The sequence below is a fragment of the Neobacillus jeddahensis genome (genome assembly GCF_000612625.1).
Lineage (GTDB): Bacteria > Bacillota > Bacilli > Bacillales > Cytobacillaceae > Neobacillus > Neobacillus jeddahensis.
The window spans coordinates 28932-51914 of sequence record NZ_CCAS010000029.1; the positions used below are offsets into that span (position 1 = coordinate 28932).

The 22983-nt window shown below is 36.0% G+C and carries 21 protein-coding genes; 6 read left to right on the top strand and 15 right to left on the bottom strand.

Annotation, left to right across the window (positions count from 1 at the left end):
- The first annotated feature begins 108 nt into the window (after nucleotides 1-108).
- Nucleotides 109-282, top strand: coding sequence for an aspartyl-phosphate phosphatase Spo0E family protein (locus tag TY15_RS24030; RefSeq protein WP_081799413.1), 174 nt, complete (start codon nucleotides 109-111; stop codon nucleotides 280-282).
- 60 nt (nucleotides 283-342) lie between these two features.
- Here TY15_RS24030 and TY15_RS13625 read toward each other — a convergent pair whose 3' ends face one another.
- The 4 genes from TY15_RS13625 to TY15_RS13635 form a co-directional block, all read right to left on the bottom strand.
- Nucleotides 343-1077, bottom strand: a complete 735-nt coding sequence (locus TY15_RS13625) for a LytR/AlgR family response regulator transcription factor (RefSeq protein ID WP_040207134.1) — start codon at nucleotides 1075-1077, stop codon at nucleotides 343-345.
- 132 nt (nucleotides 1078-1209) lie between these two features.
- Nucleotides 1210-2787 carry a GAF domain-containing sensor histidine kinase gene (locus TY15_RS13630; protein WP_040207132.1) on the bottom strand — a complete coding sequence of 526 codons (1578 nt, stop codon included), beginning with the start codon at nucleotides 2785-2787 and terminating at the stop codon, nucleotides 1210-1212.
- A gap of 289 nt (nucleotides 2788-3076) precedes the next feature.
- Nucleotides 3077-3232, bottom strand: coding sequence for a YwzD family small protein (locus tag TY15_RS24295; RefSeq protein WP_157042261.1), 156 nt, complete (start codon nucleotides 3230-3232; stop codon nucleotides 3077-3079).
- Between the two features lie 587 nt (nucleotides 3233-3819).
- The gene (locus tag TY15_RS13635) at nucleotides 3820-4365 is read right to left on the bottom strand and encodes a hypothetical protein (RefSeq protein WP_042374866.1); all 546 of its coding nucleotides are present in this window, start codon (nucleotides 4363-4365) and stop codon (nucleotides 3820-3822) included.
- A gap of 374 nt (nucleotides 4366-4739) precedes the next feature.
- On the opposite strand from TY15_RS13635, the gene tagU reads away from it, so the two are divergent.
- Nucleotides 4740-5669, top strand: a complete 930-nt coding sequence (tagU, locus tag TY15_RS13640) for a polyisoprenyl-teichoic acid--peptidoglycan teichoic acid transferase TagU (RefSeq protein ID WP_040207130.1) — start codon at nucleotides 4740-4742, stop codon at nucleotides 5667-5669.
- Nucleotides 5670-5727: 58 nt separating this feature from the next.
- On the opposite strand, the gene tagH is transcribed toward tagU, so the two are convergent.
- Nucleotides 5728-7440, bottom strand: coding sequence for a teichoic acids export ABC transporter ATP-binding subunit TagH (gene tagH, locus TY15_RS13645; RefSeq protein WP_040207129.1), 1713 nt, complete (start codon nucleotides 7438-7440; stop codon nucleotides 5728-5730).
- 303 nt (nucleotides 7441-7743) lie between these two features.
- Here tagH and TY15_RS13650 point away from each other — a divergent pair, with 303 nt between their 5' ends.
- Nucleotides 7744-8745, top strand: coding sequence for a phage baseplate protein (locus tag TY15_RS13650; protein WP_052353775.1), 1002 nt, complete (start codon nucleotides 7744-7746; stop codon nucleotides 8743-8745).
- A 49-nt stretch (nucleotides 8746-8794) separates the two neighbouring features.
- Here TY15_RS13650 and TY15_RS13655 read toward each other — a convergent pair whose 3' ends face one another.
- The 10 genes from TY15_RS13655 to tagD form a co-directional block, all read right to left on the bottom strand.
- Nucleotides 8795-9067, bottom strand: coding sequence for a hypothetical protein (locus tag TY15_RS13655; protein WP_040207128.1), 273 nt, complete (start codon nucleotides 9065-9067; stop codon nucleotides 8795-8797).
- 313 nt (nucleotides 9068-9380) lie between these two features.
- Nucleotides 9381-10541: a CDP-glycerol glycerophosphotransferase family protein gene (locus TY15_RS13660; RefSeq protein WP_052353776.1), complete on the bottom strand. Its 1161-nt coding sequence runs from the start codon at nucleotides 10539-10541 to the stop codon at nucleotides 9381-9383.
- 38 nt (nucleotides 10542-10579) lie between these two features.
- Entirely contained in the window at nucleotides 10580-12619 is a 2040-nt protein-coding gene (locus TY15_RS13665; RefSeq protein WP_040207127.1) for a glycosyltransferase, read from the bottom strand.
- Between the two features lie 110 nt (nucleotides 12620-12729).
- Nucleotides 12730-14370: a CDP-glycerol glycerophosphotransferase family protein gene (locus TY15_RS13670; RefSeq protein ID WP_042374869.1), complete on the bottom strand. Its 1641-nt coding sequence runs from the start codon at nucleotides 14368-14370 to the stop codon at nucleotides 12730-12732.
- Between the two features lie 179 nt (nucleotides 14371-14549).
- Nucleotides 14550-15746, bottom strand: coding sequence for a CDP-glycerol glycerophosphotransferase family protein (locus TY15_RS13675; RefSeq protein ID WP_042374871.1), 1197 nt, complete (start codon nucleotides 15744-15746; stop codon nucleotides 14550-14552).
- A 1-nt stretch (nucleotide 15747) separates the two neighbouring features.
- Nucleotides 15748-16776 carry a ribitol-5-phosphate dehydrogenase gene (locus tag TY15_RS13680; RefSeq protein ID WP_040207125.1) on the bottom strand — a complete coding sequence of 343 codons (1029 nt, stop codon included), beginning with the start codon at nucleotides 16774-16776 and terminating at the stop codon, nucleotides 15748-15750.
- Nucleotides 16769-17485 (bottom strand): IspD/TarI family cytidylyltransferase, encoded by a 717-nt coding sequence (locus tag TY15_RS13685; protein ID WP_040207124.1) that lies wholly within the window; start codon nucleotides 17483-17485, stop codon nucleotides 16769-16771. Before TY15_RS13685 ends, TY15_RS13680 begins: the two co-directional genes overlap by 8 nt.
- Nucleotides 17486-17677: 192 nt before the next feature.
- The gene (locus TY15_RS13690; protein WP_040207123.1) at nucleotides 17678-18484 is read right to left on the bottom strand and encodes an ABC transporter permease; all 807 of its coding nucleotides are present in this window, start codon (nucleotides 18482-18484) and stop codon (nucleotides 17678-17680) included.
- Nucleotides 18485-18546: 62 nt separating this feature from the next.
- Nucleotides 18547-19725, bottom strand: a complete 1179-nt coding sequence (locus TY15_RS13695; protein ID WP_040207122.1) for a CDP-glycerol glycerophosphotransferase family protein — start codon at nucleotides 19723-19725, stop codon at nucleotides 18547-18549.
- A complete protein-coding gene (gene tagD / locus TY15_RS13700; protein ID WP_040207120.1) occupies nucleotides 19718-20116 on the bottom strand; it encodes a glycerol-3-phosphate cytidylyltransferase in 399 nt (132 codons plus the stop codon). The genes TY15_RS13695 and tagD overlap by 8 nt, the downstream gene beginning before the upstream one ends.
- 299 nt (nucleotides 20117-20415) lie before the next feature.
- Here tagD and TY15_RS13705 point away from each other — a divergent pair, with 299 nt between their 5' ends.
- The 3 genes from TY15_RS13705 (at nucleotide 20416) to TY15_RS25175 (ending at nucleotide 22803) form a co-directional block, all read left to right on the top strand.
- A complete protein-coding gene (locus TY15_RS13705) occupies nucleotides 20416-21138 on the top strand; it encodes a WecB/TagA/CpsF family glycosyltransferase (RefSeq protein WP_040207119.1) in 723 nt (240 codons plus the stop codon).
- Between the two features lie 165 nt (nucleotides 21139-21303).
- Nucleotides 21304-22554: a C40 family peptidase gene (locus TY15_RS13710; protein ID WP_040207117.1), complete on the top strand. Its 1251-nt coding sequence runs from the start codon at nucleotides 21304-21306 to the stop codon at nucleotides 22552-22554.
- A 114-nt stretch (nucleotides 22555-22668) separates the two neighbouring features.
- Nucleotides 22669-22803, top strand: a complete 135-nt coding sequence (locus TY15_RS25175; RefSeq protein WP_257000253.1) for a hypothetical protein — start codon at nucleotides 22669-22671, stop codon at nucleotides 22801-22803.
- The last annotated feature ends 180 nt before the right edge of the window (nucleotides 22804-22983 follow it).

Genomic DNA, 22983 nt, shown 5'->3' on the forward strand with positions numbered 1-22983 from the left:
TATTCCTCATTTCGACTCTATTTTGTCCCATTTGAGGATTAAACCCGACATTTCCCCTTTGGAGAATGGTATTATAGTGAAAACTTTCTTTTTCTAGGAGTGAGGAAGATGACTTATTTATTACTGATGATTGAACAACATAGACAGGCTTTGGCCGAATTAGTAGCCAAGCATGGCATTTCCTCCCCCGAGGCGGTTGCCTGTAGCGAGCAGTTAGATCATTATTTGAATTTATTATTAATGAGTGAAGAAAATAGAAAGAGCAGCCAGGTTGAGTTTTAGCCACTTGGCTGCTTTTTTTGTTTAGTGTTTGTTGATTTCCGCTTCTGGCGCGCTGGCTTTTTATAGCGGGAGTCGTTCGCGGACTTCGTGTATTTTTAATTTTGAGATGCTGGCGGTTTTGTCGTAATGGGTAAACTGCGCAATATAGGTTTCGTTTTGTGGTGTGATTTGCGAGACCCGTTTGAGATTGATGATATTGGAGCGATGGACCTGGCAAAAGGATTCGTCGAGCCGGGCAAGGATTCGTCCCATTGTCTCGTTTGTTTCATAGATGTGTTGCTTCGTATAGATCAGACATTTCTTGCCGACCTTCTCGATAAAGTAAATATCGTCGAGTGGGACGTACTGCATGCAGTTGGCCTCGCGTAACGGCAGAACCTTCCGCTCTTGTTGGGCGGTTGCTGGCTGGTTTTTTTCCCGTTCGAACGCGATGATGTTTTTTGCTTTTTCCATCGCCTGCAGGAAGCGTTTCATTTCGACTGGTTTGACGATATAGTCGACGGCGGCCAGTTCGAAGGCCTCGACGGCAAAATCATCATAGCCGGTTAGAAAAATAAAGTTCATGTCAGGATAGAAGGAGCGGCATTCTTTGATGGCCTCGATGCCATTTTTCCTTGGCATATTGATATCAGTGATAACAAGATCAGGTTTTTTGACCATGACCTCTTCGACAAGTTCTTCGCCGTTTTCGCACCAGCTGACGATGTCGAAGTCGGGCTGGTCGCTGATAAAGTATTTCATGATTTCGATTGAGTCTTCGTTATCGTCTACTAGGATCAGTTTGATCGGATCCATGTCTCATTCCCTTTCGATGCGAGCAGTAGCAGCGGCCTCGTTCTAGGTCCGGAGCTGCCTTTTTGCTGGGCTTGGCTCTAGCCTGGCTGCGTAACTCGGTCAACGTCGTTCCTGCTCGTTTGAATTCTTTTTTTATACCTTCTTTAATGGAAGGGTAAACCAAAAGTGGCTTCCTTCCCCGGGGATACTGTCGACCCCGACAGTCCCATTCATTTCGTCCACTAAGCTTTTAACGATGGTTAATCCCATCCCGGCCCCGTCAATGTTCATCTCACGATTAAAGATCCGGTAAAAGGGGGTGAAAATGTTGGCCTGTTCCTCGGCGGCGATGCCAATGCCATTATCGCAGACACAAATTTTAATCTGGTCATCAAGAAGCTGACAGGTGACGCTAATTTCGCCGTACGGCTCAGTATATTTGATGGCATTGCCGAGTAGGTTTAGGAGCACTTGCGTGACCTTGGTGGCATCGGCCCAAACCGTCCAGCTGGAGTCCCATTCATCTGACCAATAGAGATGAATTTGTTTGCTGGAGGCTAGCGGCCTGACCATTTTGATGGTTTCCGATACCAGCGTACCCATCTGAATCGGTTCAAGCATGGCGATTGTTTTTTCATGATTTAGTTTGGCAATGTCTAAAATATTATTGATCAGCGACAACAAATGTCGGCCTGCTTTTAGGAGTTTTGCGACTTTGTCCTGTTGCCCGCTTGTTAGCGGATCTCGTTGGTTATCTTCGAGAATTTGCGCAAACCCGATGATGGAATGGAGCGGCGTCCGTAATTCATGGCTCATCATCGACAGGAATTCGGATTTAGCGTGATTGGCCTTCTCGGCTTCCTCTTTCTTTATGGTTAATTCCGAAATGAGGCTGGTCCGATCGAGGGTGATCGCCACTCGCTCACAAATCGTCTCGATTAGTTCTAGTTCAGCCTCGGTAAAGCGTGCTCGCTTTCTTGATCCGAATGAGAGGGTGCCAATTAGTTTACCATAAGACAATAAAGGATGACAGGCATAGGCCCTGACCCCAAATCCCTTGACTAATTCGACGCGTTCGTCGTCGCTGCTGTCAATATTCTCGACGACGACCCGCTCACGGTCACGGGCAACACAGCCACAGGCAGCTTCGCCGAACTCAAGCCACTCGATTTCCTCGGCGACATCAGCTGGGATGCCACAATAATTCATTAATCGGATCTTTTCGCTGTCGCGGTCGTACATATAGTTAAAGTAAACATCAAGGTCCAAGTACTGGGCTAGTTCATGAAACAAAGCGTCAAGCAGCTCTTTTGGCTGTGTTTGTTTCATGAGGTGATTGGATGCTTCATGTAAGAGCTCTAATTTTTGATGTTGATCGTGGATGGTTTGCTCGACTAATTTTCTCGAGGTGATGTCTTTTACGATCACCGTGACGCCATCGGGACCAGCATAAACGTGCCAATCCAGCCATTGGGCGGAGTGGTGCTCGAGTTGGAATTGCAGGTCGGTTTGCTGGGTAAGGGATTGCGTGATTTTATTTGTAATGGTGTGAACGATGCCTCCAGCGAGGTGGTGGTGAAGCGGTTGTCCGATCAGGTCGGTTTCCGCCATCTTCATAATCGTTCGTGCCGATTGGTTGATATAGGTTAGCTGCCCCTCCAAGTTAACGCTGAATACGCCGTCGGAGATCCGTTCTAGGACAGCAAGGGCAGAATCTGGATGTTTTTCCAATTTATTCACCTGCTAAAAGTGTAAAGGATTTTGTCTCTTAATGGTATCCTATTTTTTTACTGTTGTTTAGTTGTAAAAGTTAGTAATCTGGAGAGCTGTTACTAAAAAGGGGCATAAAAACGAAGGAACCGTCTAAAAATTACAGGATAAAGAAAACTCGCCGGTTGGCGAACCCCTAAGGGCAAAGACAGAGGCGTAGTTGCCCTTAAAGTTATCCTTTCCTATCGGCCAAAAAAAGCTATCAGATGAAGAACCCGTCTGATAGCCTTGTGATATATATTTTAACGTTCTAGCACATCACTAGTTGTTGTAAGTCTTCTTTTAAGTCTTCTAATAGTTTTTCAAGGGTTATTTCGGTTTCGTTGACGCCCTTCTCATAGGCCTTTTTCACTATTTCTGAAAAGTCGACAAGGTTTGCGTCTTTCTTGTTTCCGATCCGTTCCAATTTCCATAATCCTCCTCCTATGTTTGCTAGTTACATATTTTACTAGAACTAGCTTCAAATGTAAATATAAGTCACTTCGTAATATTTGTAATATTCATGAAATCGGTCGAATTCTGCCCATTCTTGCGGCATATTGTCATGACTAGCGGCAGGCGTCTTTGGAACTACATTCGCAAGAGGCACCCCTGAACCAGTTCTTTCTTCCTAATAATGAAACGGCCCATACTTAGTTACAGTCTTATACAGTAAGGAGGTGGTGAATGTAGAGGATTCGACATAATCTTAAGGCTGATGGCTGGAAGGGTATGATTGTCCAAAATGAAAAGGAAGTGACGTGGTGGATCGATGTGTGGAGGGAGTTCCGATAAAAAGGGCAACGAGCTGCCGCTGGCTTTTTCTATGCTTTACTGAAGACGAGTTAGCTTTCTTCGGATTCGGTATCCTGACGGCTAGCTTGAAACTGACAAGTAAAATGCGATGAACAGGGCGGCAAGCTTGGTTGAGAGTGGGAATGGTATCCTAGACGGGAATGGTTCTAGCCTAGGTTCATTTTCCCCAAAAAGGCTATGTACGGTTATAGCGTTTGCTTAGTTTTTTTCAACCGTTCTGTCCAGTTCGATTGTTTTTTTGTGTTTTCTGTATACGTTTTTTTCTAAAAAGTGGCCTAAGAATCCCAGGGCTAACCCGAATAGAAGGCCGTTGAAGACGGGGTAGTCGAGAAATGCTATCTTTTTGAACCAAGGTTGGTCATGAAGGAACAGACCTAGATCCATGCCAAGGACGATGCCTATGAAGAATCCGGACAGATAGGTTCTGGTGGCGACCGGTTCACCGATGAGCTTGCGGTTATTGGCTTTAGCGGCATTATAAGCCTGCCACATGGCATAGCCGTACAGGGCCGGGTAGAACAGTCCCCAGCTGTAATTAATGGAATGATGACTGGCGAACACGTCGCCATTGAAGGAATCGAATAGGACTAGGTTTAAGTGTGCATGTAAATTGATGATGATCTCTAAGGCTAACAGCGTTATTCCGAGAAAATAATCCTTGTTATAGAGCTGGCCAAAGCCCGGTAACAACATCGACCAGCACAACGCTGCGTTTGGTGACATATATGGCCGACTATTTCTCATGGCCTTCCTCTCCCTTTTTATAAAATTTATACTACTATAATTTGCAGAGAAAATTCGGACTCTTTTATGTTAACATTTTTTTACATTTTTGTCCTATGTAAACTTTTCTAATAATGTAAAATTATTCAATTTATGATTTTCATTACCGCCATCTACACGCTGATATAAGGACGAACCATGAATCTAGGGCATTCTTGATTCGCTCACAACCGGAGTTGCTTCCATTGAATAAGCATTGTGGGGAATATGCAGAATAAAATACGTAAGCACATTTACATAATTTCCTTTTCTTTTTCATATCCAATTTCCTATTTTTTTGTTACTCTATTTATTGGCACGTGAAAAATTTGTAAAATTTTTGGAGGTTTAATCGAATGAAGTCAGAAACTAAGAAGAAGAGAAAGTGGCTAAAAGTGACCGGCATAATTCTTCTTGTCCTGTTAATTGGAGGATTAGGATACGCATACACTGTTTATAAATCGTTTAAAAACGCTGTTACAACCATGCATGAACCAATTGAACGAACACAATCTGAAAAACGTGAGGAACCTGTCGAATTTAAAGAGAAAAATCCTTTTACCGTTTTGATGCTTGGCGTGGATGAACGAAAAGGAGATCGGGGCCGTTCCGATACGATGATTGTTCTTGCGGTCAATCCGAACAATAAATCAGTGAAAATGCTCAGCATTCCACGTGATACACGCACTGAAATTGTCGGTAAAGGAAAGGATGACAAAATCAACCATGCTTATGCCTTTGGCGGCGTTGAAATGTCCATGAATACAGTTGAAAATTTCCTTGATATCCCGATCGATTATTATATGAAGGTAAATATGGAAGGCTTTAAGGATATTGTGGATGCAGTTGGCGGAATCACCGTCCAAAATGATATTGACTTTACCCAAGATAAAATTCATTTTGCTAAAGGGCAATTGGAGCTAGATGGTACGGAAGCTTTAGCCTACACAAGAATGAGAAAACAGGATCCTCGAGGCGATTTCGGCCGTCAAACAAGGCAACGTCAAATTATCCAAGGGGTTATTAAAGAAGGGGCTAGCGTTTCAAGCCTAGCGAATTTCTCTGATATTTTTTCTGCTCTCGGGAATAATGTCAAAACCAATTTAACCTATGATGACTTAGTGAACATTCAAAAGAATTACAAAGAGGCCGGAAGTAATATCCAACAGATGGAAATCAAAGAAACTGGAACAAAGATCGATGGGATTTATTATGGACTAGTTTCTGCCGAAGAAAAACAGCGAATTCAAACAGAATTAAAGACTCAGCTTGAATTAACTAAATAAGATAGCCTTTAACAAAAATGACCTTGGTTCTAGGAACCAGGGTCATTTTTGTTAAAGGCTACGAATGGGCTCTCACGGTCACAAGATTAAAACTGGTCCCGTTACCCGCGTAAAAGATAAAGTCATAACCTTTTCCATGATACATATAGGCCTTTTCATCTTCTTGCAGAATCGGTTCTCCCAATTGGCCAACGAGTTCGTCCGTTGTTACACCCTCTAAAGTTAGATTGATCTTGTCAACCTTACCATCGTTATTATAGGAGACCAAGGTCGATTCACTATTGTTCTCAGTGTCGACCTCTTCTTTTGTTTTGCCGAATAATGACAATGTCCCCGCTAACTGGGCATCATCTACCAATTGGCCAACTCCCGTTACGATGTCATCCTGATTCGGTTGTGTCACCACTTCGGAGACGAGTCGTTCGCTAATCCAGCCCTTTTGTCCATTCGCTAACGTGAATTGCAGCCAATTAAAGTCTTGTACTGGATCTTTTACGGTCTGCTCCACGGTAATCGGATCTCCAAAGTACATCATGGTTATCTTCGTGCTCGATGCTAGGTCAGGCATGTCCCTCACGAATCCTGAGATCAAATTGACGTAACGAACATCCTTCTGCTCGACCTCTGCGACAACTGGTTTGTCCTTCTTCTTCGTGTCCTTCGCTGTTTTCCCGTCCTCTGCATTCGTGCCATGGACCTTTTTGTCAGCTTGAAAATAGTTCATCACATGCGGCCATTTTAAATATACAACGGTTGAAGCCAAAAGTAGGAAGACGACTAATAGGGACTTTACTACGATCCCTTTTTTCGCTTTCGGCTTTTTCCGTGATGAGGTCCTCGTAAGATCGCTATGATTGATTTCTTCGCTCACCTGTTGGGCGTTTTGATTTTTGGGTTCTTTGCTCACCTGTTGGGCGTCTCTATTTTTGGGTTCTTCGCTCACTTGTTGAGTGCTGCTATTATTGGGTTCTTCTTTAACCTGTTTGCGGCTTCTTTTTTCATTCACCCTTTGGTTAAACTGTTTCTTTTCTTCTTTAGACATTTTGTTGTATTCTTTGATGAATTTTTCGTATTGTGGAATCACTTCTTCCACGGGGCCGTACGCCTTGACTCCCCCAGCCTCCAGCCATAACGCTTTTTCACAAAAGTCTTTTACCTGACCAATCGAGTGGCTGATAAAGAAAATGGTCTTCCCTTTTTCTTTAAAGTTGTTCATTTTATCTAGGCATTTTTGATAAAAAGTTTTATCCCCTACAGACAATGCCTCGTCAATGACCAATATATCTGGGTCAATATTAACGGAGATTGCAAATCCTAGTCGGGATTTCATTCCACTTGAGTACTTTTTAACAGGCTGATCGATGAAATCACCGATATCAGCAAATTCAATGATATCGGGCATTAATTCTTGAATCTTTTGTTTTGAAAATCCAAGCATTAGGCACTTTAATTCAATATTCTCTCTACCGGTAAGTTGGTTATTTAGTCCAGCCCCAATTGAAATGAGAGCAACTTCACCATTTATTTGGAGCGTTCCTAGAGTCGGTGGAATCACCCCTGAAATTATATTGGACATGGTGGACTTTCCTGCTCCGTTCACTCCAATTATTCCTATGACATCGCCTTTGTCTGCCTCAAAGCTTATATTTTGTAATGCATAAAAGTCCTTTCCATAACCATTAGGTATAATCAAATCCAACAGTTTATCAGACGTCTTTTTATACATTTTATATTTTTTTGTTACACCCTTGAAAGTAACTGAACTGCTCATATTTTCTCCTTACTATAAGTGCGAATAATGATAATCATTCTAGAAAAATTAATATTTCTTAATCCTATAATGTTACTCATATTATCTTTTTTAAATGTCTTTTCATCCCATATTACCATAAAAAATATCCTAACAAGAATTTAACAGAAAATTACCTTTATTATAAATATATATTACAAAAGGTTCATTTATGGTTATATTATTTGCCTTCTCCTACAATCTAAGTATAATAACCCTATGTTCATCAAACTAACCAGTTGATATAAAAACTGGAGTTGAGTTGAATAGAAAGAAGGGTTATTTATGACATCATTAAGTAGGTTTGACACCAAATTGAAAAAGAAAAAAGGGAGAAATTGGTTATATATTTTCGAATTAATCATATTATTAGGTGCCTTTTTTTATTTTAGTCATGATTTCGGAGATTCTACTGACTCATCTACTGCAAAAAAAAAGAAGGATAATTTATTTGCCAAACTTGAGCTAGCAGATCACACTGTTATGCAATCCTTCGCAATCGATGAGACAAACAAAAACATTTATGTTGCACAAGCTAAAAGTAGTACAACCCAAAATGTTGCAGAATCATATGTCATTACAAGGTGTACGTTGGACGGGCGCATGCTTGACAAAATGACCCTTAAATATGGTGGCCACGGTACAAATATTGGGGTAGAGGTTAATAGCAAGGGTGTGTATATTTGGAGTTCGTATGACCAAGTAAATAAGAAGGGAGTTTCCAAAGGTCATGACCTTGTTCGATTTAAGTATAAGGCTGGGGCAACCTATACACCTTCTTCAAGTGACCTAAAAAGGTATTCTAAGTTAATAAATACCTCATCTTCAGTCCAAGTAGCTACAACAATTGATAATGCTAATAGACGGCTTGCTGTAAGGCAAAGGCAAGGAGATAAAACTAAAATAGATATATATAACCTAGACGATGTCCTCAAAGGTGACAATCACAAACTCCACACCCTATCAATTTCAAAAGAACTTTATTATTTACAAGGCTTTTCACTAGAAAATAATTATTTATATTGGCGTACTGGGGATACAAATGAGGAACGATATAAGGATTATGTTAGTATATTTAATATTTCAACTGGTAAATTGATGACACAAATTCATGAAACAGTAGGAATAGACACTATGAAGCACGAATCAAACTTTCGTGAGCCCGAAGGTGTTTTCTTATACACTAACCCAGACACAGGTAAGAAATCACTATTAGTAGGGGTTGTAACAGGAGCTTCAGGAAAGAGATTTTATCGTATTTATAAAACTCCTGTCCCACTTAATTAAGTAATAAAAAACTGCGGTTAACAATCACCCGCAGTTTTTTATTTTTCCATTAGAGTAAATGATTACACCCCATACTCCTGAGATCTTCTTGAAATTTACTTTTGGAAATACTTTTTAGATAGTGGCCAAGTACATTAGATAAAGGATCATTAAGTTCTATTATTTCCATTTCATCAAAATGCACAAGTACATCTAGCTTTCCTTCTTTAACCCAAACACCTCTCAAATCTTCCTTATTAACATCATATTCTTTTCCTATCATATCATAAGGCATTTGATCCCCATTTATATCAGTAATTGAATTAACAACTCTTATTCTCATATTTATCCTCCTTTTTAAGTGGGTAAATGAAAACCTGATATAAAAGATCTAAGAAGTTACGGGATGCGTTTTAGATAATATTATAGTTTTTTCACGATTAAACCGTGTTCTTACTAATAACTGTATCACCTCTTCTTCCCATTTACAAAAGAAGAATAACGATATATCCCGACACCATTTGATATTTCCTTACAATAAAACCCCTTAGTTTGATATATCAAAAACTTTGCTGGATATTATGTGCTCAATAAAGCAATATCCTCATGATACTTTTTATTTTAAAGGATAATTGTTAAAAGTTTATTAAGCTATCTTAAAGTTTTTGTATTATTAGCTGCTCAACAAATCTTTTACTCGAAAGCCCATCTTTATAATCATAAAAATAATCGACAAAATCCTTAATTTTCTCTTTGGAAAAGTCCCCATGAATTATCTTTTCAACCATTTCATCCATCGTTCGTACCATGTTTCCTGGTATAAATGAGTGGTAATCGAAGTAGAAGTCCCTTTGGTATTTATATTCCCCTAAATCAAATGCATAAAACATCATGGGCTTATCAAACAATGCAAATTCAAAACAAACGGATGAATAGTCAGTTATTAAAATATCCGTTATGAAGAGTAGTTCATTTATATCTTGTTTAAAATGATCAAAAAAGAAATCTTGATATTGAGCTGGAATATCTATTTTTGTCGTTATAAAAGGGTGTAGCTTAAAGAAAAAAATATACTCACTATTTAATTTTTCATAAAGTAATTTTAAGTCCAATTGTTCAAACGGATAGTATGCAGAATTTTGTCCATTTCCTCTGAAAGTTGGAGCAAAGAGGATTACCTTTTTATTTTTTATATAAGGATATCTGTTCAATAATTCTTTCCGCTTTAAATGTTTATATTGTTCATCAAAAAATACATCAGTTCTAGGAATACCTATTGGATAAATTTTATCCTTACTTATTCCAAAACCCTCTGCATAATGCTTTACAACGCTTTGAGAACTAACTACTACTTTTGTATAATTTTTATGATATAGGGAGGTGTACAGCTGATTCCCTGGAAGTTCTGACCTACTAAAGCCGAACTTTTTAAAAGCTCCAACTGCATGCCATACTTGAATTAAATCTGCACCTGACCTTATTTTCAATGGATAAATCATCGGATAGAAATCATCAATTATTATAAATCTCGCCGTAGCGATATAATAGGCAAGCAATACTAATTCTTTTATGGTTTTTTTGGTTCCAATGCTACTCTTTAACATAAACCTTATGTCTAATTGAGAATCCCGCTTAATCAACTCAGAATAGATAAATTTAAAGTTACCATCTAAATTCGAGTGACTATCAGAAGCAAAAAGGATTCTATTTGGCTTCACCTTAAATAAATGGAAAATTCTATAAAAGAAACGGAAACCCTTTGAACGAATTCCTCTATAAACAAAGTTATTAAATTTTTTTTTAAAATAATTGTGCATGGTTATTCTCCTATACAATGGAGACACTTCTCATTGGATTAAGCTTGGATTTCACTTTCGTATTTTTCCAATTCCTCATGCTCTGTAATAAACCTTCCTACTTTAAAGCTAAGGTTACTTCCCGCTTTCGTAAAATAGGGAGTAATGACCCGATTATTTACAATATTTATCCCAATGTTAATTTCATTTTTGAAATGGCCCACTCTTTTATTATAGAAAGCATTTTCCCATTCCAGTATTGAAACTAGATCCCAATGGTTTTGAGAAAGATCTAAATAAGGAAGATCAATATAGCTGGAGTACCGAAAGCCTAGATCAGCTTGCTGAGTTATTGATCCATCAATTCGTATCTTCTCATTAGTGTTCCGATTTACAAGGACTAAATAAATATCAGGCATTGTTAAATTATTGGCTTCCCCAAAAAGGTCAATATGACAATCAATCCATAATTTCTTTTCATTTGTCCATCTACAGTCAGACAAGAAAACCTTCATTCCCGTCAGTTTATTTCGATTTGGTTGATTGCTAACAATCTGTCTTACTAATGAATGCCAAGCATCTAAGTATGATAATTCATTATATCTTTCAGTTATTCTTACAGCCTTTTCTTGCATCTGAATAGGATCAGAAGAGGTCAGTAATTTAGTAACGAATTGACTCAAACCTGAAACGGAACCTTTAGGTACTATATACCCATTTTCACCATGAGATATAATTTCCTTCGTTTCATAACTAAAATCATAAGTTATAACTGGACAACCATTTCTTAAGCTCTTAATCATTTCTTGGTTTATCTGTGGAAAATTGTTTATAAAGATAGCTCCACTTACATTTTGATAAACTTTACCCATATCGACCTCGGAATCTTCTTCTTCCATAATTATCATAATATTATCAGTTAAATCTAAAGAATCAATTAACATTTGAAAATCTTCTTGTATTTTTGTTAAACCATATATTCTTAGTGTTACTTTTGGATTATTGTCTACTACCATTCTAAAGGCTCGAATGAGGAGATCCAGTTCAACTTTATTTTTATTACTAAGAGTTGTGACAATACTTTGTGATTCTCTCTTGATCCTGGCGGGTCTGTGAGTCATTTCATCAGTAATAAGTATAGGGATATGAAAAATATTATTTCTTTTTCCAAAATAATTTAACACTTCATTTTTTTGCATTTCAGTTGAAAAAACTAATGCATCTGGAATACTTAAATTCTCTGTTTTCTCTTCCCAGTTCATACCAATAATTTCATACTCTTCGGAATTATAGTTCTTATCAATATTATGAATAAAATAAGCCTTATACGCATGGGTATTATCATAATCCTGTACTAAATGAAAATGCTTGATTTGATCAGTTAGTAGAAGTGTTTTTTGCTCATCAATTAGTACCTTTAAAAAGTGATTCCAAAGATATCTTTCATTCTTAAACTCAAATACCAATTTGCTTTTTTCATCAAACAAGCGGATTTTTACCGTTTTTATTTTTTTGTTGGAACCCTTCCCTTTTTGCTTTATTAAGAAAATGCCACCATCATGTTTATAAAAATATTCATAAGCTGTCTCTTTTTTTTCTTTAATTGAGCTTTTTACTAGGTACCCAAAATGATCATATTCATCAACTTTTTCTATTACTTCTTTGTTATTATAGTGATGAACTGTATGCAATACTCCGTTTTTATCAAAGGTCTTCTTTTTCACAAGAAGTCCTTCTTGAAAATATAAATAGCTCTTTCTTTCCGTATCATTATCATCATTTGCTTTAAAAACGGAAAAACCATCTTCTTTAATTAAATGGTTCTCGGTAGCAACTATTTTACTCTTATTGTTATTGGAATAATATTCACGTAAGAAATCATACATGTTCACAAAAATTCCTTTTAAATCCGTATTCCATTTCTCTTCTACTTCCAATATTTTCTGATGGAAATCACGGTCATAGTTATATAAGGCGACTTTTGTTGAATCCTGATTATTTCTATTAAGTAATATAGCTCTCTCAATTTGGATATCAAATAGATTGTCCATTTTTAAACCGGTAAGTATATACTGAGTTATAGGTTGGAACTCATTCATCAATTTCTTCTCCACCTTCATATTAAAGTGAATAATCACTACTTTCTTTTACTTAAAAAAATGGGAACCAAATTCCCCTCTAGGGAGTTTGCCCCCAACTTCTGTAATAATTAAATTTCACTCTGTTGTTTATTTAAAATAATCCAATCAATCACCCTGTCCGATGCCCCACCATTAAGAAATTCAAAATTCTTCTGTCTAAATAACTCAACCTTTTCGAATTCATACTCTTCTTTCTCTAATGAATGGATAAGATCATCAAAAGTTCTAACAATTTTACCTGGGACAAAATCTTCAAATTTATCGTAAAAATCACGAGCTGAGATATATTCTTCTAAATCAAATGCGTAAAATAACATTGGTTTGTTAAGCAACGAGTATTCGTAAACAGTTGAAGAATAGTCAGTAATAAGTACATCTGCTACAAAGAGAATATCATTGATTTCTCTATAGTCTGTAGCATCAATAAATATATCCGCGTATTGTTCAGGTATTTCAAGTTTATTCTTGACTAAAAAGTGCATTTTGAAAATGGCTATCGCATTATGTTTCCTGCAATATTCTGCTAAGCTTTCAAAGTCAAGTTTATTCATTGGATAATAAGCTGTTTTTGGTCCGCCACCTCTAAACGTTGGGCCAAATAGAATGACCTTATCAGCATTCTTTATTTGTGGATAAATATTGTGTATTTTTTCCGTCGTTGTTCTCCTATATTCCTCATCAAAGAATATATCCGTTTTTGGAATTCCTGTTGCAATAACATTTTTTTCATCCATAGCGAACGCTTCAGCATAATACGGTATCACGTGTTTTGAACTCGTAATCGCTTTTGTATATATCCTATGATTGAAACCGTCAATTACCGGAGAAGCAGGCTTACCCAAACGACTATAACCAAAGGTTTTAAAAGCACCATTAGCATGCCATAATTGTATAATTTCTGTCTTATTGTCATATTCTAATTTATTTACCATCGGCTGAAAATCTTCGATAAAAATATAATCAGCTATCCCTAGATAAAAAGGTAATTTAAACTTGTCTAGCCAACTGCTTCTTGAATGTATATTTGATTTAAATACTTGATACAACTTATACTCCTTGTCCAATCCTCGTTCAACCAGTCTGTCATGTACAGCCCCTAAGTTACCACCCATTTCAGATCGAGAGGCGGAAGTAAACAATACCCGTTTCCCATTCTTTTTGACAAGTTTTTTTGAGATATTGAAAATCCAATCAAACATATCTTCTCTAACATTTGCTAGTCTTTTCTTAAGCGTTAATTTCTTTGCCTTCTTTGGCTTTGGATGTTCAAAAAATACATCAAAATAGATGCTACTATCTTTTTTATTCATCTCAATGTGAAATTTATAAAATTTCTTCGGACCACTCTTAAAGTCCTTAGAAAACTGCTGATCAAATGCATTTTTTCCGTTATATTTTAAATTACTTGCCAATTTTACTTTCCGTTCATTGTTGTTAGAATCCGAAATAATTACATTCCATTTCCCATCTGGAATACGATCATTCTCATATATAGTTGTCACATTAACAATCAACTCAAAAGCATGGCCTTTTATTCCAATCTGTTTAATCGGAATTATGGTATTTGTCTTCTCATTTTTTAAAGAGAAAGTATATTTCTCATTTTTAACGGAACCTTCAATCAATCCACTGATTTTCAACTTGACTCTTTCCCATTCAATCTCATGTATACTTGCTGAAAAAGAAATGCCTATATTTGATTCTCCCATACTTCTCCTCCTTTAGGGAATTTACTATACATTTTACCCTTATTTCCTAACGCACAAAAAAAGGAGTACCGTGATGAGGACTTATTTTCATAAGTTAACACCATCTTGAATCCTTTCCAACAAAACATGTTAATGTCTTCACAATTTCTACTTCACAAATACTCTTGTATGGTCTTATTTTATTTAAAAATTTGGTTAACTACTCGACTGCTGACTTTACCGTCACATCTAGGTAAAAATCGTTCTTTAAACATAGAAACAGTATCAAGGTTAAATTCTCCATTCTTAATCCATTGAGCTAGTTTGTTGGAACTAGCGAACAGCGGACCAGGAACAAAATTTTCAAATTGATAATAAAAATCACGCTCTTTTGTGTATTCTTCTAAATCCTCAACATAAAATCCTATTGGCCTATTTAATATACTATAATCAAAAATAATGGAAGAATAATCTGTTATTAGAATATCAGATAGAATCAATATTTCTTCAATCGCATATTTTCCATCAATTTGAAAAACAAATCCAGCATGCTGCTGATTTTCATCAATATTCATAGTCATATAAGGATGTAAGTGAACTAAAATCGCATAATTATCTCCAAGAACCTTTTTCATAACATTAAAATTAATGCAGTAATTAAAGGAACTCCTATGTTGATGACTTTTCCCTCTAAAAGTAGGGGCATATAAAATTAGTTTCTTATTTTCGAGTTCTGGAAAGTCATTTAAAAACTTTTCTTTAATCTTGTTATGATTTTCAGTTTCAAAAAAATAATCAGTCCTTGGCAATCCTAATGGATAAATATTTTTCGCAGGCATATCGAAGGCTTCTTCGAAAAATGGAATCACTTCATCTGTACTTACAAACGCTTTCGAATAATTAGAATGTATTCGAATGTGCTTTAAATATTCCAGGGATGGACCGTAGGGCTTACCTATTGTACTATGCCCAAATTTTTTAAAAGCACCAGCTGCATGCCATAGTTGAATAATCTCCGTTCCACTTCTTGGATTTATCATATATACAGGTAAAAAGTAATCATCAATAAAAAAGTAACGAGAAGTCGCAAGATGATATATAGATGTAATCATTTGTTTATAATATTTCAATCTGCCAAAGACTGTACTACTGTATTTCTCAAAGATAAACACAAAAGAATACTTATTGGTAGTATTTTTTAACTCTTTATAAATATATTCTAAATTTCCATCTAATTGATTAGAACGATAGGATGCAAATACTACCTTATTTTCATTAATAGGACATAGGAATACTATTATTCTGTAGAGATTACCCAAAATCAGTTTCAAAATAATAGATGGAAATATAGATTTCAAGGTATTCACTCTTTTCGTTAAATGGCGGCTTCCCCCCATTTTAAATCTTCCATTCTAGTACTGTTTTTCCCCATGAGGTAGTCAAATCTTTCTCAAAAGCATCATTAATATCTTGAATGGTATTCACTTCGTTTATAGAACCTATTAATCTTTCTAAATAATCGACTGCATCTTGGTTATCAGCAAGGAAATCAACTGTGTTTTTGAAATCAACTTGTCCACTTCTGCTGCTTCCAATGACAGTTATACCTTTTTCAAGTATCATTCTTGTATTCAATTCAACAGGATATTCAGAGACACCTAATATTGAAATAGACCCCTCTGGAATAATATGGTCAATAATTTGATTAATCGCATATTGACTTCCTTTTCCACCTACACATTCAAAGGCGTGATCAAATCCTATGCTCTCAGGAATATCATTTATGTTATAGACCTCATCTACAAACGAAAAGTTATCTAATTTATATTGAGTCTTTCCGGCAACAATTACTTTACATCCCTTAAATTTCTTTTTCAAAAGTAGTGCTGTTATATACCCTAAGTTCCCATCTCCCCAAACACCAAAGGTTTGACGGCGGCCATGAGCCTTCTCTTCAAATCTTGAAATGGCATGCATTGCAATTGTAATTAACTCTGTAAAAGCAGCTACATGTAGATTCATATCCTCTGGTAAAACTACAAATCTATCTCTCTTTAAAAAAACATAATCCTGCATAAAACCATCAAATCCACTTGAGCGAAATCGACTAGAGCGAAGATAATTTTCTGCAATGATTTCATCCGTTTCAACTGGCGAATTAGGTACCATTACTACTTTTGTCCCTGGTTTAAACTCACCCTTTGGATCATAAACTACTTCCCCAACACCTTCATGAATCAAGGCCATAGGTAGCTTTTGGGCAAGAGCTTCCTCTCCACGGGTACCAGTATAATAGCGTTGATCGGCAGCACAAATAGATAGGTGTGTTGGTCGTACTACGACACGATTTCCCTTATTTACCGTCCGGTCCTTATAGGTGATTTCAAATTTACGTGGGGATACTAATCGATATACTTGATTAATCATGGGCAATTCCCTCCTGTAAAATAGCATTAGCAACCTTTAAATCATATGGAGTCGTTACCTTAATATTAAAGACTTCTCCCTTTACGAGGCTAACTTTCTCTCCATACAAAGAGCATATCTTACAAGCGTCTGTAAGTATTTCTTTTTGTTCGTCCGTTAATTTATTATAGTAATTTAATAATGTGTTTATATGGAAACTTTGAGGAGTTTGGCCTTGATACATTATCGATCTTTTTGGAATATTAGAAATGATTTCACCGTCTTCTGACTCAATGATCGTATCAATTGCTTCGATTACTGTATCAACGGCTTTATACTTCTGAACTTGTTCAATATTGTCTTTAATAATGCGATGTGATAAGAATGGTCGTACAGAATCATGAGTAACAATATAGTCATCATCAAATAAACCAAAAGTACTTTCAATATAATAAATTCCATTCATAATTGATTCGTTTCTATCACGACCACCTTCAACTACCACTACACGATCATTTTCACCAATAAATTTTTGTAGAATATCTTTTGAATAATTAATCCACTCTCTTGGAGTAACAACAATAATTTTTTCAAAATCAGGATTCAGTAAAAATTTTTCAATCGTATGAATAATTACCGGTTTATTATTTAAAGTGAGAAACTGTTTTGGCATATTCACATTTCCCATTCGAGTTCCTTTTCCACCTGCTAGTATTTCTGCGTATATCATTTTTCTATCCCCTTATATAATATATATTTATATTCCAATTAGCACAAATTGTCATTTTGTGTCAAAATTTAGGATTTCCGCTCAGTTCAACAATACTAATTAAACTACAATCTCAATACTTTTTCTAGTGGTTTTTTGCATTTGGAATTTATTTGGTAATCAATCCAGTAAGGTCCATTAATAATAATCAGCTCAGAGATAATCAACAAACCTATCTTTGAATTTCAAATGAAGAATTGAACCTAGTAGTAATAAGACAAATAATAATACCCAAAAGTATAACGTATATCGTAAATGGTCAATAAAATACCAATTAGTACCTAAGAACGCAGACCGATATCCTTCAACAATATAATAAAAAGGATTAAACTTCATGTAATTCTGAACTGACTTAGGCAATTTCTCCACAGTCCACAGTATAGGGGTCAAGTACATTAGAACCCTTACTAATGCTTGTACAACCATTTGAACATCCCTTACAATCGTCGCCAAAGTTGAGGTAATTAATGAAATTGAAACCAATAGCACCAAATTTGCAATGATAAAGAATGGTAATTGTATGGAATAAATTGTAGGAGGATAACCACAAGAAAGCAAGATTAGCATGATTATCCCCACAAATGCGATATGGTGGTATAGCTTTGAAGTAATAACATATGTGGGAATAACACTCATTGGGAAGTTCATTTTTGAAATAATATTAATCCTTGTATAGACCGATTTAGATCCCATCAATAGAGATTGAGAAATAAAAAACCAAGCAGTTATCCCCGAAATCATCCAAGGAAAATATTCAATTCCACTTACATCCTTCCCGCCTCTTATACCAAATCCAAACACAAACCAATAAATACTTATTAGGATCATTGGATTAATAATTTCCCATAACATCCCTAAATAATGATTATTATTACTACTTTTCAATTCAAAGATCGATAAACGTCCAATTAAATGTAAATTTGTTACATTTTCTTTAATAATTCTTAATAATGATTTCATTCTTGACCCTTTCCAAAATCTTTAAAAAAATTTTCTTATAACTGATCACCTTTTGCATGTGATTACTTTTTATATTTATCCATTATATAATTAACTAGTTTTTTTGAAGATTCGCCAGTTGAATATTTATTCCATTTATCCGAAAAAGCTTGAATCATACCAAAATCATACTCATTCTTAACTATTGATTGAATAATTTGGTCCGTATCAAAATGTATTGGACCTGGAACGACTGATTCATAGTTCTCGATTACTCCTCTTTCCTTCTTGTAGAACTCTAAGTCATACGGAAAGAAGATCATCGGTTTCTTTAATAGAGCAAATTCAAATGGTATGGAAGAGTAATCTGTTATTAACACATCGGCAATAAAAAGAAGTTCATTCATTCTTTTATATGAAGAAAAGTCATAAACAAAATCTGGATACATTAATTTATAATCTTTCTTAGTAGTATTCACAGCTGGATGAAGTTTAATAAATAAAATATAGTTATCCTTTAAATTTTGATACATCTTTTCTATATCTAAATTGATTTCAAAATCTAATAATTGTGAATCCCTGAAGGTAGGAGCATACAACACTATTTTCTTGCCTTGAATTCGTGGGTAATTTTTTTCAAAATTCACCTTTACTTCTTCTTGCTTGGCTTTCTCATAAAAAAAGTCCGTTCTCGGTATTCCTGTACGTAAAATATTACCAGAGGGTAAACCAAAGGAATCTTTAAAAATTGATACCATCTCCTCTGAACCAACAACAACCTTATTAAATTTCCCATAGACTTTTCTGAATCTTTTGTTTGCCGATTTGCTTCTATATACAATTGAATTGTCCTGCAGACCAAAAGTTTTTAAAGCCCCCGCAGCATGCCATACTTGAATACACTCCACATTTCTTTTAAAGTTAATGACGGATAGAAAGGCAAAATAATTATCAATAATTACAAATTTTGATGTAGCAAGGTGATATACTGATTTAAACCAATTTATTACATTCTTTATTTCGAATGGGATATTTAATGTATCTTGTATTTCCTTTCTAAATTCATATGAGAAAGGAGATGTCGACAAAATAATTATTTTAAAGGGTATTTCCTGCCTTTTCATTTCACGATAAATAAAGGAGGTATTTTCCTCAAACGAGACAACTAATGTGATTTTATTTTTCTGAGGATATAACTTAAAAATGTTAAAAATCAGCTTAAAATAAATTAAATAAGATTTTATAATAGCTTCTTTAATCATTGTTCACTGAAAATAACTCATTTTTAATTTTGGTTGAAGACACCCCTACAGTCCTAGGCAAGTATATTACTTCACAATATTCCTGTAAAAAATCAAAATGGCCTTCCCAATCATCTCCCATGACAAATATATCAATATTATTCTGCAGTACATCATTTATCTTTTGGTCCCAATTCATCTCTGGAATTACTATATCAACATAACGAACAGCTTCTAGAATGACCTTCCTATGCTCAAAACTGTAATACGATTTTTTATTCTTCAATACATTAAATTCATCAGATGATAAACCAACAGTAAGGTGATCACCTAAATCTCTTGCTCTTTTTAAAAGTTGTATGTGCCCACGGTGAAGTAAATCAAATGTTCCATATGTTAATACCTTTTTCAAAGTAGTCCTCCAATCAAGACATTATTGTTTAACCATCCAATTCCCTTATATCTGCAATGTGAATTGTAATATTATAAAGGAAAATGTCAATATTTTAAAGTTTCCTGTATAAATATGTTATATGTTATGTCGAAATATCGGTATTTATGTTAATATTATACTTGATTATTTCATAATTAGGATTTTTTTACTATTTTTGTGAATAAATCAGCTAAAATTTTATCATATTTTTTTAGTATAACTTTTAACTTCTAAATGAAAAATAATATTATTGGTATAGAAGAATTAGGGGATTTGATATGCTTAATGTTAGGGAAGTACTGGGTTTCAGTTTTGTAAATAATACGATGGATGAACTGGTAATGGAACTTCAAAATAGAATCGCACAATCTCAAAAAACGTTTATCGTTACAGCTAATCCAGAAATTATTACGTATGCACAATCAAATAAATACTACGAAGACATATTAAAAAATTCCGACTATATTATACCCGATGGTGTTGGAATTATCCTTGCTTCCAAAATCTTAGGCCGCCCTCTTCAAGAAAGACTTACTGGTTTTGACCTTATGACCAGACTCTTATCCTTATCCACTCAAAAACAATATAATGTTTATCTATTAGGTACCGAGCCCCATATTATTGATTTAAGTGCAGAAAATATAAAAATGGCCTTTCCTCATATTAATATTGTAGGTTTTCATCACGGTTACTTTCATACTGATGAAGAAATTATTTGCGACATTCAAGAGAAAAAACCAGATATGGTGTTTGTTGGTCTTGGTTTTCCTAAACAGGAAAAGTGGATTTCTGATAATCTTCATCATTTTGATAAAGGGGTTTTTATTGGAATTGGAGGTTGCCTAAACATTTGGGCTGGGGTTAATAAACGTGCTCCAAAAGTTATGAGAGATTTAAATCTCGAATGGCTTTATCGATTAGTGAAGGAACCTTCTAGATCGAAAAGAATGTTGGCCATTCCGATTTTCTTAAAACGCATTTTTCGCCATGAGTATAAATAAATGATTAAGCCCTTTTTCTTAAGGGTTTTTTATTTTTGGAAAAAGGGCTTTCTTCTAACTCTGCCTCATCACATAATTCTACGTGTTTCGTGATTTTCTCCCTACCCATTAGAAAACTATGGTAAAATTAATAGAAAAGTGACTATTTGGGGGGATTTTACCAAAATGAAGAAAACGATCGTTCGCACAGTCTCGACAACAGCTCTTTTTTCGACGCTTTTTGCTGGCTCGGCACTTGCTGATACATATAAGGTTCAAAAAGGGGATAACTTATCAAAAATTGCCTCGAAATACAAAACAAGTGTCAAGGAAATTAAGAATCAAAATGGATTAAAGTCGGATTTAATCTATGAAAATCAGATTCTACAAATTAACGGTGCTGCTTCGAACTCGACGTCGACCTCGGTACAGGCAACACAGCAAACGAACTATACGGTTGTCAGCGGCGATGCGCTTATCAAAATTGCCAACCGCTATGACGTAAGTGTCGGCGAGCTGCAGCAGTGGAATAATCTGTCAGGTACGCTGATTCGTGTCGGACAAGTATTAAAGGTTTCGGCGCCTGGTCAAACGGTAACGGTAACGACTCCATCGACGCCAGTGCAACAGAAGCCAGTGACGACTCCATCGACTTCGCAATCGACGGGGACGTATACAGTGAAGAGTGGCGACTGCCTGAGCACGATTGGACAGCAATTCGGGATGTCGGTTTCGGAGTTAAAGAAGCTCAATAATTTGATGTCTGATTTAATTCGTGTGGGACAAACCTTGAAGGTGACAGGTGCTGCTGAGGCGCCAGCAACTCCTGCTGTAGTGACACCGCCGGCTCCGGCGACGGGTTCATATGTGATTAAGAGTGGAGATACGCTTGGAAAAATCTCTTCACAGTATGGGATGACGGTGGCGACTTTGAAGTCGTTAAATGGGCTTTCGTCCGATATGATTTATGTAGGACAAAAGCTGAAGGTAACGGGGCAGGTTTCTGATAAGGATGATGACAAAGGGACTGATACTAGTTCTAATTCGGGGACTGAAACTCCCGCCTCATCCAACTTTGCTGCTAAGATGGTCTCTACTGCCAAAAGCTTATTGGGGACACCTTATGTCTGGGCCGGCAGCAGTACTTCCGGTTTTGATTGCAGCGGGTTCATTTATTATGTAGCCAATCAAGCGGGTAACAAGGTGGGCCGTTTGTCAGCAGCCGGTTATTATGACCGCAGTTATTATGTCGATTCACCAAAAGCCGGCGATCTTGTCTTTTTTGAGAATACATATAAACAAGGGATCTCCCACGTCGGAATCTATATTGGTGACAATCAATTCATTCACGCCGATGAAACGCACGGCATTATGATTTCAAATCTAAGTAACACATACTATAAAGCACATTTTGCGGCGTTTAAGCGATTCTATTAAGAATAAAGCCAATCTTCTATTTTAGGAGATTGGTTTTTTTATTTTTTAGGTATACGAGAGTGCTAGTTTGGGAATAGTAGTAGTAGATGAATTTTGCGTGAGGGGGATGTGGCGATGAAGGAGGGCATGTTGGTGTTTGCGGAGTTTGCGAAGGAGGATGGGTTCGAGTTGAACCGTTATGTAGGGCAATTATTTGAGTATTTCTCGTTGTTATCGACACAGGATGATCGTGAGCCAACCCCGGAATGATGCGTGGGTTGGTTTTTTTGGGTTCGTTGTGAGGGGGAGTTGTGTCGTGGTTGGATTTATCGACCGCTTTTCCGATTTTATCAACCGTTTTTTATTTTTATCAACCACTTTTCCTCGTTTATCAACCGTTTTGGTCCTTTTATCAACCACTTCGCAAATCCCACGCACAAACCCACCTAA